Genomic DNA, 14,979 nt, shown 5'->3' on the forward strand with positions numbered 1-14,979 from the left:
TCAGCCGCGAACAAAGGCGATCAGCGCCTCGGCCATGCGATCGTTGAACTCCTGGCGAAAGCGGTTCTTCTTCAGCCATTCCGGATTTGAGCCGACGGTCTTGTTGGCGTCGACGACAATGCCTTTGCCGTCGACGATGAAATAGTCGATGGCGCCGAAATCCAGATTGAGCCTTTGCCGCACCGCCAGCACCTCCGGCGGGACGGCGCCGCCCACCTCGTTGCTCAGTATTTTTGAGCCGGCGCACAGGACGTCGTCATAGACCTGCCGCATGTTGACCTCGGCGCCGAGCAGGAACATGTAGCGATGCTTGACGATGGGCAGGTCGAGCGTATCGAAAGCGAATTTCTCGACCATCAGGCGATCGTTGCGCCATACATCCGGCGGAACCTCCGCGATCGTCTGGTAGACTTGATAAGGTGGGCACAGGCGGTCCTTGTAGCCGGGTTCGAAGAGCTTGCGGATGGCATGAGCGCTCCGGGTCAGGCCGTTGCGATGCTGCCACCAGCGCTGCTCTGGCCGGCCCCTGGAGTTGAGGACGGTCTTGACGATAACCGGCCCATTGTGGCTGTCGCCGGCCTCCAGCTTCAGCGTCGAATAAAGGTACCTGTGGATGGACAGCGCATGGCCATTGATCGTGCGCTCGTAGCCTTGGCCGATGTCGCGGTAGGGTGGCGGGACCACGGTCAGGTCGATGTGCAGCAGGGCCGCCGGCGCCCTATTCTGGCGGGCCGGCCGGTCGAGCAGGCGGACTTTCAATCCGGCCTGTTCCAGGTAGGGCAGCAACTGCGCTATGGAGTAGCCCCGCACTAGGCGGAAATTGCGCAGGCTCTCCACATAGACATCGAGATCCGCTGCCGCCACGAGCCGCTATTCCTTGATGTCGACGCCCGAGAAATCATGGTGATCAAACGGGTCCATGACATAGCCGGTCACCCGTTCGCGCATCGGTATCGAGACCACGGAGTGGGCGATGACGATCCACGGCATCTGCTCCCTGAAGATCGTTTGCGCCTGGGCATAGAGTTTCGCACGGGCAGCGGGATCGACGATCCCGGCCGCCTGCTTGAGCAGATCGTCGAAGGCCGGGAAACACCAGTTGGCGCGATTGGTGGTGCCGACGCCGGCGCAGCCGAGCGGCACCGACAGGAAATTGTCGGGGTCGCCATTGTCGCCGGTGAAGCCGAACAGCATGGCACCGTCGCGGTCTCGTGCCTTTGAGCGGGCAAGGTATTCCGTCCACTCATAGGTGACGATGTCGACGCTGACACCGATCTTTGCCAGGTCCGACTGGATCATCTCAGCCATGCGCTGCGCATTCGGGTTGTACGGACGCTGCACCGGCATGGCCCAGATCTTCATGTGCAGGTCCTTGACGCCGGCACCGGCGAGCGCCTGCCTCGCGGCAGCGGGGTCGAAGACGTGATCGGGACTTGTCTTGTCATACGCCCAGGAGGTCGGCGGCAGCGGATTGCGTGCGACTTCCCCGGTGCCGCGGAACACGACATCGACCAGCGCCTGGGTGTCGATGGCCATGGCGATCGCCTTTCGCACCCTTGGATCGTCGAAGGGCTTCTGCAACGTGTTGAAGGCGAGGTATCCGGTGTTGAGGCCCTGCTGCCGCATGATTTTGATGCCGGGCGTCGCCTCGATAGTCCCGAGGTCGGCCGGATTTGGATAGGGCATGAGATCGCACTCGCCGGCGCGCAGTCTTTCCATGCGAATGCTGGCATCGGCGGTAATGGCAAAGACGAGATCGTCGATCTTCGGTTTGCCGCGCCAGTAGTCCGGATTGGCCTTGTAGCGGATGACCGCATCCTGCTGATAGTCGACAAGCTGGAACGGACCCGTCCCGACCGGCTTCAGCGCCAGATCGAGCAGCCGTTTCTCGGCGACGAGCTTGTCGGCATATTCCTTGGAGACGACCGAAGCAAAATCCAACGCCAGGTCGGCAAGCATCGGCGAATGCGGCGCCTTCAGCGTCAACACGACGGTGTAGTCGTCAAGCTTGTGCCAGCCGGCGACGAGACCCGGCATGCCAATGCCGTCGAAGTAGATGTACTGGCGTTTGGCATAATTGTTGAACGGGTTCTGCGCATTGCCCTGCCGGTCGAAGGTGAACAGCACATCGTCGGCGTTGAAGTCGCGGCTAGGCGTAAAGCCATCGACGCTGTGAAATTTCACGCCATGCCGCAGGTGGAATGTGTAGGTGAGGCCGTCGTCGGAAATCTCCCAGCTTTCGGCAAGGCCGGGGCGCACCTTGGTGGTGCCGGGCTCGAACTCGACGATGCGGTTGTAGAGCGCGGTGGCCGAGGCGTCGCGGGCGCCAGAGGCGAGCGCTGGATCGAACGTGTCCGGACTGACCTCGGTGCAGTAGACCAAGGTCTTGGCTACGGACTGATGAACCGGCAACGCACATAGAAAAAGCGCGGCCAGCAACAGAATGAAGTGCCTGCTTGTCATGGTACCCCCCCAGGGTTGGGAAGACGCTAGCAGAAGGCGGCACTGACGGTAAGTAAGCCGGCCGGCCTTTCGCACCAAGCTGTTTTCCAGCCTGCGTTGCCTGACACAAAGAACGAGTCGCCACTTCTGTGAAATGGCAAACAGACCCAGCCTCCGTTTTGCATGAACCTTTCCGCTCCAGCCTGCGACTGACGACTAGGCGCCGCATGGTGCGGGGCCGGAAAGGATGCCCCCAATGACCAGGACCCTAGAGGCTCCACGGTCTCCGGGACCAACGCAAGCTCAGCGCGACCACCGCCTTCGGGATGGAGTCGATGCGCTGGGCTTTCGGCTGATTCCGTTGACCCTGCGTAGGAGCAGGCGTATCGTGAGGATGAGGAAAGCAGACAATTCGATCAGGGATGAACGTGCCGGAACGCCGCGCCTTGCCCTGACTCGCGCGGCGGGACCGGATGTTCCTCCCGAAAACTTCGGGGGGAGTTTTATGTCCTGCGATCGCGGCACGTCCATGCCATCTCCAAGCGGTTTTCGCCGTTCGCTCCAACTGGCCGGCGGTTTGCTTGCCTTGGCGCTGAGCGCCACGCTCTGGTTGGGCACAGCTGCCCGGGCGCAGGAAACCCAGATCATCTATCCCGGCTCGATGGCCGTGACCGGATTTTCCGGCACTGTCATTCCCAATTTCGACGAAGGGCTGCCGCCCGGCGTCGACCCGGTCGACGAAACCTTCATCGACACGACGCGCGCCACCTTGCGCGTTTTCGACGTTTCGGCGCTGGGCGGACCGGCCTCCGGCCAGCTCGTCTACACGCCCCCGCCTTTCGAGGTGACGGCCGAACAGATCGGCCAGGTGTTCGCCATCACCTATGATGACGGCGTGCGTGATGGCGTCCCATCCGGCATCCCCAACCTCTATGCCGGCGCCACCTCGCTGCACGGCATCCGCATCGTCACCCCCGACGAAGACGCCGATGGCCGCCCCGAGCGGCAACGCCGCGGTACGGCGGGCGCCGCCTTCATGGACGGCCAGTTCGGCACCGAAAACGGTGGCGGTCCCGGCACGATCTGGAAGATCGACGGCATCACCGGCGCCGTCTCCAAATTCGCCGACATCGACACCAACAGCGGTCCCGGCGTCGGCGACGTCACGTTCGACAGCAATCACCGCGAGTTCTTCGCCAGCGACCTCGACACAGGCCTCATCCACCGCATCGACGCCAACGGCACGCTGATCGATACGTTCGACCATGGCGTTGCCGGGCGGCCGGCGCATGGGCTGGCGCCCGTTGCCGACGACGGCGCGGTGATGGACATACAGGGCGCGGCCTTCGATTCGGAAGACCCCGACACCTGGGGCTACACGCAGGACGAGCGCCGCGTCTGGGCGGTCGCCTATCATGGCGGTCGGGTTTACTATTCGGTCGGCGAAAAGGCCGAGATCTGGTCGGTGGGCATTGCCCGCGACGGCAGCTTTGCCGGCGATCCGCGCTGGGAGCTGACGGTCAAGGCCGACAAGGACTACGCCGTCACCGACATCGCCTTCGACAACCAGGGCTTCATGTACCTGGCGCAGCGTGGCCCGGTGGAAAATCGCTACGATTACAGCCAGTTCGCCGATTCCGGAAAAGGCGAGGTGATCCGCTACTGGCGCGAAAACCCCGACGATCCGGCGACGGAATCAGAGTGGGTGGAAGAGCCGCAGGAATATGCGGTCGGCTTCCCGCAAGGCAACCGGCAGTCGGCCGGCGGGCTGGACCTGCAATATGGCTATGACGCCGACGGCAATCTCGACACGGGTGTGTGCACCGACACGCTGGTCAACACCGGCGACAAGCTGCGCGACAACCCGACACTTGCCGACCAGCTCGCCGCCGGCGGACCGCTTGCCGTGCACGGCGTGCAGATCACGCCGACACCAATGGTCAAGCCGGCCAACGTGCCGCCCTTCGGCTCGTGGTTCGTCGATTTCGACGGCTATTTCGAAGATCCCGAAGTAGAAGGCCATGTCGGCGACGTCGAGGTCTGGCACCCCTGCGAAGGCCGTGCCGGTTACTATGAAGAGATCCCCGGCGGTTATCTGCCGCCCTTCTATCCGCCGGACTTCCCACCGCCCGGCGACCTGCCTCCGTGCATCGATGTCGAGGATGTTCAGTTCTACTGCACGCCTCGCGGCCTCCAGGCCGACCTCTATCTCCATGACCATGCCGGCTTCGGCGGCGATTCGATCAAGGCTCAGTCCAGGACGCCAGGCGTCGGGGTGACGTCACCCCAGTCGCATGCGCCCGGCAAGCCTTACACGGTCGACATCACCGGCCATTCTCCGGGCGACAGAGTCGATGTCGGGCTTTGCTTCTACAGGCAATCCGACAAGGACAAGGGTGGCTACTACCCTTGCTGCAAGATGACTTTGCCGCTCAGAACCCCAGCCGTCAGCTGCGAACGTTGAGGAGGGGAAGATGAACACTTCAGCACTCTCCCCGACCGCAACGCGCAACCAGAAAACCGTCATGGAGACCATCATGAGACCCCTGTCATACGCCAGGCGCGGCGCGCGCTGGCTGATGGCGGCCGGTATCGCGGTCGCCATGTACACCCCTGTGGCAAGCCACGCGGAAGACGCCGTCCCGATCACGCCGGAACTGCGGCTCGACCTCGATAATTCGAAAATCATCAATCCGAGGCCGGAACGGGTCGTGCCGTTCTTCACCAAGAAAGGCACCCAGCGGAGCTGCGACTATGTCGTCTACTCCCTGAGCTTCGGCCTGCGCGGCGATGCGCAAAGCTTTGCCGACCCGGGCATGATTGCCCTGTTGAAGAAGCTCAAGATCGAGTTCAAGGACCAGCTTCCGCACGGCCTGTCGATCGTCAGCGCGCATGTGTCGGGCGACGGCACGGACGCTGCGGGCGGCCCGTTGCCCGGCGTTTCGATCAGCACTTCGGCCGATCCGAACGATACGGCAATTGTGTCCGACTTCCGGCTGTCCGCCGCCGATCTCGACGGCGCGGGCGCTGCCAACGAACGCGTCATCAACTTCCAGATCACCGCCAAGATCGACCACGCGACGTTTCCCTCGCCGACGGTCATCGACAACCAGGGCCTGATCAAGATTACTAACGGAGCCGGCACCGGGACCATCATCCCGTCGCAGGATCCGGGCAAGCCCGACGATGGCGACTACAAGACCGGGGTGAAGACCTCGATCAAAATCGACCTCACCAACTGTGACAAGCGGCCTCCGCCTCCCGACCGGGAGTGCTTCAAGGTGGAGCGCGGCACCGTCGATTGCGTGCCCGGCGGCGGCGCCTTCATCTACCACATGCCTGTCGGCCCGGAGATGGGCGGCAAGTGGGTTCAGGTGTCGACGACCACCCCCGGCATCACCATCATCCCCGACACGCAATTGGTGCCGGCGGGCGGCGGTGTGCTCAACTGGAAGATCGTCGGCGCATCGCCTGGCGACGTTATCCACCTCATCGTCACCGGCATCGAGACCTACGCCGGCCCGAAGGAGGGTTGGGGCCTGTGCTGCACGCAGACGATCGACATCGTCATCCCGCGTGACCTCAGATGTCCGCCCAAGGATAAGGAGCCGGACCTCAAGGTCGAGAAACGCGCCGATGTGACGCGTTGCACGATGGGCGGCGGCTGCGACTTCACCATCAGGGTCACCAATGTCGGCGACGGGCCGTATCACGGCAAGATCGTGCTCGACGAGGTGACGCTGCCGGCCGGCTCGACGCTGGATTCAGGGCCCAATCCGCCCTGGGTCTGCGTGCCCGGCGTGACGCCGATGACGTGCACCTATCCGGTGACCACGCTCAATCCCGGTGCCTCCGTCAACCTCAAGCTCGGCTTCAAGCCGGCGGGCGGCTGGCAAGGCAGCGCGCTGCGCAACTGCGCCACCTACAATTATGGCGCCAGCGGCAAGCCGCTGTTCGGCAGCCAGCAGAACGATCGCGGCTGCGCCTCGATCCCGATCTGCCGGCGTGGCGACCGCGACCGCGATTGCCGGCCGCCGGTCGACAAGAAAGTCGACCTGATCCTGAAGAAGCGTGCCCGCATCCCGGTCTGCACGCCCGACGGCATCTGCTACTTCGTGATCGACATCATCAACAATGGCAGCGTCCCCTATAATGGGCCGCTGACGGTCATCGACAACTATCCAGGCGGTGCGCCGGCCTCTTCGACCTTCGGCCCGTCTCCGCCCTGGACATGCGGACCGAACGGCCCCGGCCAGTTCCGCTGCGACAATGCCGGCATCGTGCTGATGCCGGGCGCCTCGACGCCGATCGTCGTCAAGGCGGTGATGCCGGCCGGCTACCAGTCGGACTCGGTGGAAAACTGCGCGGCGCTGAAGCCTGTCCCCGGTGAGGTCGACCTCACCAACAACAAGGCCTGCGCCAAGGAACGCTTCCGTCATCCCAATGGCGGCAAGCCAACCTTGCGCATAACCAAGGTGTGCAACGGCTCGCTGGCCGGTGCAGCGGTGGTTTCTTGCCGCATCACGGTCATCAGCCTTGGCACCGCTGCCCCCACCGGTCCGGTGCGGGTCAACGATGCCGCCACGCTGATCTCGGGCGGCGCGCCGGTCCAGATCCAGACCGTCACCCCCGACGGCGCGGAATGGGCCTGCGGAGCGGTCCCGGCCAATGCGCTGTCGTGCCAGATTCCCGGCGCCGTGATGACGCCTGGAACCTCCAGGCACTTCGACGTGACGGTCTCGGCCAATGGCGCGTTCGAAAACTGCGCACGCGGCTCATATGGCCCGGCTCCGGGAGACGACATCGTCTACCCGATCGGCCAGGCCTGCGCCAAGGGCGGTGGCACGTCCACGATCAGCGTCAAGAAGACCGGCGATGCCGAGTGCCAGCCGGGACAACCCTGCTCGTTCGAGATCACCATCACCAATGACGGCCAGACCCCATTCTCGGGTCCGGTCCGCATCGGCGATGCGATCGGTGTGGACGGGCTCGGCCGGCTGGAAGGCGTCGAGATCACCTCGATCTCGCCGCCCTTCGGTTGCTCGCCGGAACCGACGACACTGCCTCTGTCCTGTATTGCCAACCTGACGCTCGGCGCTGGGGAAAGCCACGTGCACAATGTCACCGTGGTCCTTCCCGACGACGGCCGCCTGGCCAAGCTGCAGGGCAACGTCACCGGCCGGAACTGCGTCGGTGTCTTGTCTCCGGATACAAGGGTGCAAGGCGGCGACGTGCTGTCCGGCGATCAGACCAACATCCAGGGCGATCGCGGCAAGGCCTATGCGTGCCATCCCTTCACCATCAAGCGTGAGGTGAAGAAAGAGTGCTCGCCGGGCTTCGTCATGAACGATGCCGGCCGGTGCGTGTGTCCGGAAGGCACCACCTTCCGCAACGGCCAGTGCTCGCCGGACGGTGGCGTCATCATCGAGCCAAAGCCGAGGCCGTGCGTGCTGCTCAAGGGCCAGATCCGCACCGAGGATGGACGCTGTGTCTGTCCGCGTGGAACGGAGCTCGAGAACGGCGCCTGCGTCAAGACCGACAAGCCGGGCTGCACCATCCCCGGTTCGGTCCCGACGTCGGACGGCAATGGCTGCTACTGCCCCGACGGCACGCATCTCGACCGACAGGCGAATGCCTGCGTGCGAGACAAGCAGAAGCCCGAGCAGTGCACCATCCGCGGCCAGGTCCACGATGCTGACGGCGACTGCGTCTGCCCGCGTGGGACCGAGGTGCGCGATAGAGCCTGCCGGCCGATCCAGCCAAAGCCTGAACAGTGCTCGATCCGTGGTCAGGTTCATGACGCTGACGGCGATTGTGTCTGCCCGCGTGGCACCGAGGTGCGCAATGGAGCCTGCCGGCCGATCCGGCCGAAGCCCGAGCAATGCACCATCCGCGGTCAGGTTCATGACGCCAATGGCAATTGCGTCTGCCCACGGGGTACCGAGGTGCAGGGCAATGCCTGCCGCAAGAAGAGGCCTGTGCAGGAACAGTGCGACATACGCGGCCAGGTCCACAACGGTGACGGCGATTGCGTGTGCCCGCGCGGCACCAAGGTGATCGACGGCGCATGCCGCAAGCCGAGGCCGCAGGTGGAATGCGCACCGGGCTCGCAGATGGTCGGTGGCCAGTGCGTGCCGATCATCAAGCGGCGCTGCCCGGAAGGCACGGTTGGACGGTATCCGAATTGCAGGGCTATCCGGCAACAGCCGGGGCTGGATCCGAGCCTGTTGCTCAATCCGGGTATCCTTCAGCAGTTGATACCGAAGCGCACGCCGCAGCAGGACACGCAGCCGCAAAGGGATCCGGCGGCCAACTTCAAGCCGTAGGTTCTGGATGCGAGCCAAAATCAGAACCCCGCCGGAGCGATCCGGCGGGGTTCTTCTTTCAGGCCGCAGTATCGTCGATCCTCATACTGTTCCAGGCCGAATCTCAGCTGGCGGGCGCGTAGCGCAGCAGCGTCACGCCCTGGGCAAGGCTTTGCGTGCCGAGCGGCTGCAAGGTCAGCGACAGGCCGGACTGGAAGTACGGCTTGCCGCCGCCCAGCACGACCGGCTGCATGTAGAGCCGGTATTCGTCGATCAAGCCCGCTTGCGCGAAGTGAGCGGCAAGATCGGCGCCGCCGACGGAGATTTCACCCTCCGTCTGCGATTTGAGCTGGTTTGCAACGGTTTCGACATCGCCACTCACCAGCCGGGCATTGGGTCCGACGTCGCGAAGCGTCGTCGAAAACACGATCTTCGGTGTCTTCTGCCAAGCCAGGGCAAAATCCCGCTCGACTTCTCCCCCGGCCTCGCGCTCCGGACTGTCCCAGAAGCGCATCGCCTCATACATCCGGCGTCCGCAGAGCGCGATCGCGGTCCGCCGCATCTCTTCGTTGAAATGCCGGTGCAATTCTTCCTCGGGCACCGGCAAGCCGATGTCGCCCGACGGTCCCTCGATAAAGCCGTCCAGCGACGTCAGCATGGAATAGACGATCCTGGCCATCTGACCTCTCCGTTTTTGTCCACACTGAATGAGGCATAACCGCTTGCGAACTGCAAGCAGTTTGTCGCAAGAAGAATTGAAATCCGGACATGCGCGAAATGGGCCGCAACAGTGGCTATGCCGCGCCGGCTTGGCGTATCGTGGGCGCGACAGCAGGAGCCGGCATCATGAGCACCGTCCCAAAACCTTCCGAACAGGCCGCCAATGAAAATGACAGCGGCGGCGAGTATTTCGAGGCGCCGACGATTGGCGACCACGAAGCCGAGCTGGTTGCCGATGAGGCGCTCGAAGCGCCCGATGTGCCGGATTCCGAACCCGCCAGTCATGGCCGCCTGAAGCCAAAGCGGAAACCATCGGCGATATCGGGCCGCAAATTCCGCAAGCGCGATCTGGTGCGCATCGACGACCTCAGGCCGAGCCTGGCCGACCGCATCCGCTCCGACCATCCGGACCTGCCGCGCGGCGCCCGCATCAGCCGCGAGGAGCTCGGCCGCTACCGCATGCGCTACATGGAGGAGTTGCTGCAGCAGGAGCATGGCGAATTCTCCGAGCTCGACCGCCAGGTGGTCGAATCGATCGCCCGGCAGGACACGATTTCGGAGAACTCGGAAGAGGAGTTCGAGGAGCACAGGTCGTTCGCCGACCGCGTCTCCGACAATATGGCGGCCTTCGGCGGCAGCTGGTGGTTCCTGATCTCGTTCGGCAGCGTGCTTGCCGTCTGGATCGGCATCAACCTGATCGCGGGCATGAGCAGCGCCTTCGACCCCTACCCCTTCATCCTGCTCAACCTGCTGCTCTCCTGCATCGCCGCCATCCAGGCGCCGATCATCATGATGAGCCAGAGACGGACGGAGGCCAAGGACCGCCTGCGCTCCTTCAACGACTACCGGGTGAACCTGAAAGCCGAGCTGGAAGTGCGCCACCTGCACGAAAAGCTCGACTATCTGATCTCGCGCCAATGGACGCGGCTGGCCGAAATGCAGCAGATGCAGCTGGACGCGATGCACGAGCTGACGGGTGCGAAGAAGGCGAAGCGGGCGGGGGTGAGGAGGCGGGTGGCGAAGGCGGGGCCGTGAGGGTGAGGGCTTCGAAGGTGCGGATGAAGCCTTCGGTTGGGCTGCTCATTCCGCAGCCTCCATTTGCCGCGCACCTACCGGCGTCAGCGCTTCTGCGAGCAGGGCGTCGAGCAGGCGGCGACGCGTGGTGGCTGTGACGTTGAGGCTCGCCTCCAGCCGATCGCACAGCGCCATCAGCGCATCGACTTTGGCAACGATCCGGTGCTGTTCGACTAGCGGTGGGAGGGGAATGAGCATGTTCTTAAGCGCCGTGCCATTCACGTTCGCCTGCCCAGTCTGCTTCTTGATGAGCGGGAGTATCTGTGTTTCGCGAAACTCGGGCGTATTCATCGCCATGTTCAAGAACCGGGGATTGCTGGATAGAAGCGAAGGCCGAAGCCGGATTAGATACGATGCAAATGTTCTGGCGCCATCGTCGCCAAGATAAATCCCTGTCTTCCCAACAAGCTCAGCACTGTTTGTGCGATTGTAGAGCAGGTCGAATTTTCGAAGATACAGCGCGGGCAAATCCTCGGAGGATTCGGGGATTCGCTTCCACGTCGCGATCGATGTGGACCTTGATGACCTTGTAGGGCGCAAGAAAGCCGTCGCTAATGCCCTGGCGCAATGAATAGGTGAAAACCGGTTCGCCGAAGTAATCGGCGTTGGAAACGTATTCCGTTTCCTTCGGCGTGGCGGTTAGGCCGATCTGGGTCGCGGCGGAAAAGTGCGTGAGGATTTCGCGCCATGCTGAATCATCGGCGGCGCTGCCACGATGGCATTCGTCGATGACTATCAGATCGAAAAAGCCGGGCGAGAACTCCTTATAGAGTTTCTGGCGCTCTTCTGGTCCGGTAATGGCCTGATAGAGGCCGAGATAGATCTCGAAGGCCGTGTCGATCCGCCGCCTTCTGTCGAGCGCCAGTGTCAGATCAACCGTGGTGCCGTCCTGCCGTTCGATGGTCTTCGCATTGGTCGAAAGCTTTGCCATTGCCGCACCGAACGGCCGGAAATCGTTCACCATCGTTTGGTCGATCAGCACGTTCCGGTCGGCGAGGAAAAGTATGCGCTTCTTGCGGCCCGCCTTCCACAGACGCCAGATGATCTGAAACGCCGTGTAGGTTTTGCCCGTGCCGGTGGCCATGACGAGCAGCACGCGATCGCGACCCTTGGCAATGGCCTCGATTGCGGCGTTGACGGCGTTTACCTGGTAGTAGCGCGGGGCTTTGCCGCTGCCGTCGTCGAAATAGTCTTGAAGAACGATCTGTTCTGCTTCTGGATCGAGGCCTTTCCAAGCGCGGTACCGCGCCCACAGATCGGCGGGTGATGGAAAAGCATCGAGACCAAGGTTCGCTTCCTTGGTGTTGCTCAAGCCTGTGCGGTCGTGAAAGAGAAAACCGTCGCCATTCGAGGAGAACACGAAAGGGATGTCTAGCGTCGCGGCATAGTCGAGGCCCTGCTGGATGCCATCGCCGACGCTGTGATTATTGTCCTTCGCCTCTATCAGAGCGATCGGGATATTCGGTTTGTAGTAGAGTACGAAATCGGCCTTCTTCGCCTTGCCACGCGTGACCAGCTTCCCGCGTACGATGATCCGGCCTTTGGTGAAATAGACTTCCTCGCGGACCTGAAGCATCTCGTCCCATCCGGCGCTCTTGACGGCGGGCAAGATGAACTTGGTGCAGATGTCGCGTTCGGTGAGGCTTCGTTTGTCCATTGGTTGGCATTCCCCCACACACGCTCTATGGGGTAAGCTCACACTGATCAATAGTGCAGTTCAACCCACTGATACTATTGAGTCGCTTGAACTCACTTTCTGGACCAGATCCACGAGCGACTGGGATCGACCCCCTAAGACCCGATCTTCCGATTTCGCGCAACCTGCACTTGCCCGTTGAAGCCCGCGCCGGCTTCCGCTAAGAAGCCGTGACTTGCCGGTTCGCCGGCTGGTTCGTTTTTAGGAATACCGATCCTGAAAGCACCCGTAGCTCAGCTGGATAGAGCGCTGCCCTCCGAAGGCAGAGGTCACAGGTTCGAATCCTGTCGGGTGCGCCAGATTTATCCTTTGATTACAATGGCTTGAAGGGTGGTTTAGCCGGACTGCAACTCCTCGGGGCGAACTCCGCGTAAGCGGCAGATCTCGGTTTCCGTTGACACCAGTCCATGCTTTCTCGTGTGACGGGCGTGATTAACTGCCGCTGCATCGTGCGAGTCTACTAATTAGGGATTGTGCTAAAATGATACACTCCGTGCTGGCCAAAGCCGCAGGGGCGCTACATCTCATTGGAGCCGATTCACCTTCAGAGAGATTGGTCCAGCGACGGGCCTCCAGATGTAAGGACAACACCAGCTCCCTCCAGCGCTTGTCGTATGCGGGTGAGTGTGCCCGGATTCGGAATTCTGCGGCCGATCTCAAAATCGTGGATCGTTGCTTCGCTGAGATTGGACTTGGCGCCAAGCCGTACACGGGACTCTTGCCTAACAATACCAGAACGGCTCGATGCGACCCTTGTCGGACCTTCAGTCGCGCCATAGGGCTCGCATTTCGTTCTTCACAGGCACATAATGAATGCCGTCGACCACCAAGAAAGCGCGCTTAGTGAGGTCATTCTGTCTCACTGGAGGCCGGTCGCCCACAAGGTCGCAATGGCCGAAGAACGCATCCGTCGCCGGCTCGCGGCGATCATGGTCGCCGACGTCGTAGGCTATGCGCGCCTGATGGAGGCGGACGAGGCCGGCACGCTCGCGGCGCTGAAGGACCGCCGCAGGAACGTGCTCGAGCCCATCGTGCGATCTCATGGCGGACGCATCGTCAAATTCATGGGCGACGGTGCCCTGGTCGAGTTCGGCAGCGCAGTTGATGCCGTCGGCAGTGCACTCGAACTGCAGGCCAGGATGGCCGATGCCAACGACGACGTGGCCGATGAGCGCCGGATCATGCTCCGGATCGGCATCAATCTGGGCGACGTGATCGGCGAGGGCACGGATGTCTATGGAGAGGGCGTCAACATTGCCGCGCGACTCGAGTCCCTGGCCGAGCCCGGCAGCATCTGCATGTCGCAAAACGTGTACGAACAGGTGGCCAAAAAGGTGGATGGCACATTCGAGCCCCTGGGTGACCGTCAGCTCAAGAACATCGAAGCGCCTGTGCGCGCCTACCTGGTCCGTCCCGCTGTTGTCGCGCCGAGCAAGCCAGCGGTCACGTCGGACAAACCGTCAATTGCCGTGTTGCCCTTCGACAACATCAGCGGCGATCCTGCGCAGGACTATTTCTCAGACGGGATCACGGAGGACATCATCACCGAGCTGAGCCGATTCAGGGAGATCATGGTGATCGCACGGAATTCTTCCTTTGCGCTCCGAGGCAAGGCGCTCGACGCCAAGGAAGTTGGCCATAGGCTCGGCGCGGATTTCATCGTCGAGGGCAGTGCGCGCAGGGTGGGCAATCGCGTGCGGGTCACAGCCCAGTTGATCGACGTGTCCAGCGGAAAGCATCGCTGGGCCGAGCGCTATGACCGCAATGTCGAAGATATCTTTGCGGTGCAGGACGAAGTCGTATCCATGATCGTCGGCACCCTGGTCGGGAGAGTCGCCTCCACCCGTGCCGAGCAGTCAGGCCGCAAGCCACCGCAGCTTTGGGCGGCCCACGATCACTTTCTGCAAGGGCGGGAGCGTTCGATACGGTTCGATTCGGAAGCCGCGGCTCAGTTCCTGCGCCGCGCAATCGAGCTCGACCCGGCACACGCCCAAGCCCATGCGTGGCTGGCGGGTGTCGCCTATGTCCTCCATTCGGACCACGGGCGGCGCGAGGATCTGGAGGAAGGCCTTCGTGCCGCACAAACGGCGGTACGGCTCGATCCGTTGGATTCTAACGGTCACCGGCAACTCGGCCTCATCTATTCTAAGATGAGGCAGTATGAGCTGGGAGGGATACACCTCGACCGAGCGGTCGCGCTCAATCCGAACGACGTGTATGCCTCGACGTTCAGAGGGCTGTGGCTGGCCTTTACGGGACGCGGAGAGGAAGCGCTGCGCAGCCTGGAGGCAGATCTTCGCTGCGATCCCTTTCCGCCAGCTTGGTACTGGGGGTGCCGCGGAGTGGCCTTTCTGCAGTTGAGGCGCCACGCCGAGGCCCTCGAAGCGTTTCAGCATATCGACCACCTCTGGCACTGGTGGCTACCCTGCTACATTGCTTCTTGTCAGGCTCGTCTGGGCAAGATCGATCAGGCGAAACAGTCGGCCGCAGATGTGCTGCGCCTCAAGCCTGATTTTGCCATAGCGGACTTCGAACGGTCTGAATGGTGGCGAGACCCCGCCGATCTTGAACACATAACGCATGGCATGCGCATGGCGGGACTAAAGTAACCGGTCGTGGGGAGCTCCCAAGCGCGTCCAATGTGAGCGCCTGACTGATTCTGGCACGAGTTGCCCCTTCCGATCGCAGAACGTACGCAGAAAACGAACCTTTCGCGACGTTGCTACCGTGCAGCGGCAAAGT

The 14,979-nt window shown here is 62.6% G+C and carries 8 protein-coding genes, 1 tRNA gene and 1 pseudogene; 5 read left to right on the plus strand and 5 right to left on the minus strand.

Annotated features, from left to right (window positions below; genetic code table 11):
• The gene (locus tag AC1D1B_RS02850) at positions 1-864 is read right to left on the minus strand and encodes a hypothetical protein (RefSeq protein ID WP_477329192.1); all 864 of its coding nucleotides are present in this window, start codon (positions 862-864) and stop codon (positions 1-3) included.
• A gap of 6 nt (positions 865-870) precedes the next feature.
• The gene (locus tag AC1D1B_RS02855) at positions 871-2,463 is read right to left on the minus strand and encodes an ABC transporter substrate-binding protein (RefSeq protein ID WP_477329194.1); all 1,593 of its coding nucleotides are present in this window, start codon (positions 2,461-2,463) and stop codon (positions 871-873) included.
• A 508-nt stretch (positions 2,464-2,971) separates the two neighbouring features.
• Between AC1D1B_RS02855 and AC1D1B_RS02860 the strand changes: the two genes are divergently transcribed.
• Together AC1D1B_RS02860 and AC1D1B_RS02865 are read left to right on the plus strand one after the other, a co-directional pair.
• Complete coding sequence (locus tag AC1D1B_RS02860; protein WP_477329196.1) at positions 2,972-4,906, plus strand: hypothetical protein; 1,935 nt, start codon at positions 2,972-2,974, stop codon at positions 4,904-4,906.
• Between the two features lie 10 nt (positions 4,907-4,916).
• On the plus strand, positions 4,917-8,768 hold the full coding sequence (locus AC1D1B_RS02865) for a DUF7929 domain-containing protein (RefSeq protein ID WP_477329198.1): 3,852 nt from the start codon (positions 4,917-4,919) through the stop codon (positions 8,766-8,768).
• A 103-nt stretch (positions 8,769-8,871) separates the two neighbouring features.
• Here the strand turns inward: AC1D1B_RS02865 and AC1D1B_RS02870 are convergent, their stop codons facing one another.
• Entirely contained in the window at positions 8,872-9,426 is a 555-nt protein-coding gene (locus tag AC1D1B_RS02870; protein ID WP_477329200.1) for a dihydrofolate reductase family protein, read from the minus strand.
• A 167-nt stretch (positions 9,427-9,593) separates the two neighbouring features.
• On the opposite strand from AC1D1B_RS02870, the gene AC1D1B_RS02875 reads away from it, so the two are divergent.
• Positions 9,594-10,502 carry a DUF1003 domain-containing protein gene (locus AC1D1B_RS02875; protein ID WP_477329202.1) on the plus strand — a complete coding sequence of 303 codons (909 nt, stop codon included), beginning with the start codon at positions 9,594-9,596 and terminating at the stop codon, positions 10,500-10,502.
• A 45-nt stretch (positions 10,503-10,547) separates the two neighbouring features.
• Here AC1D1B_RS02875 and AC1D1B_RS02880 read toward each other — a convergent pair whose 3' ends face one another.
• Together AC1D1B_RS02880 and hsdR are read right to left on the minus strand one after the other, a co-directional pair.
• Positions 10,548-11,081 carry a restriction endonuclease subunit S gene (locus AC1D1B_RS02880; RefSeq protein WP_477329204.1) on the minus strand — a complete coding sequence of 178 codons (534 nt, stop codon included), beginning with the start codon at positions 11,079-11,081 and terminating at the stop codon, positions 10,548-10,550.
• Positions 11,035-12,198 (minus strand): annotated as a pseudogene (hsdR, locus tag AC1D1B_RS02885) (EcoAI/FtnUII family type I restriction enzme subunit R); the annotation flags it as partial. The gene AC1D1B_RS02880 and the pseudogene hsdR, both read right to left, overlap by 47 nt.
• 261 nt (positions 12,199-12,459) lie before the next feature.
• Between hsdR and AC1D1B_RS02890 the strand changes: the two are divergent.
• Together AC1D1B_RS02890 and AC1D1B_RS02895 are read left to right on the plus strand one after the other, a co-directional pair.
• Positions 12,460-12,536 (plus strand) — tRNA-Arg (locus tag AC1D1B_RS02890).
• A 591-nt stretch (positions 12,537-13,127) separates the two neighbouring features.
• Positions 13,128-14,846 (plus strand): adenylate/guanylate cyclase domain-containing protein, encoded by a 1,719-nt coding sequence (locus AC1D1B_RS02895; RefSeq protein ID WP_477329206.1) that lies wholly within the window; start codon positions 13,128-13,130, stop codon positions 14,844-14,846.
• The last annotated feature ends 133 nt before the right edge of the window (positions 14,847-14,979 follow it).

Source organism: Mesorhizobium sp. P2_C5_2 (genome assembly GCF_056404535.1).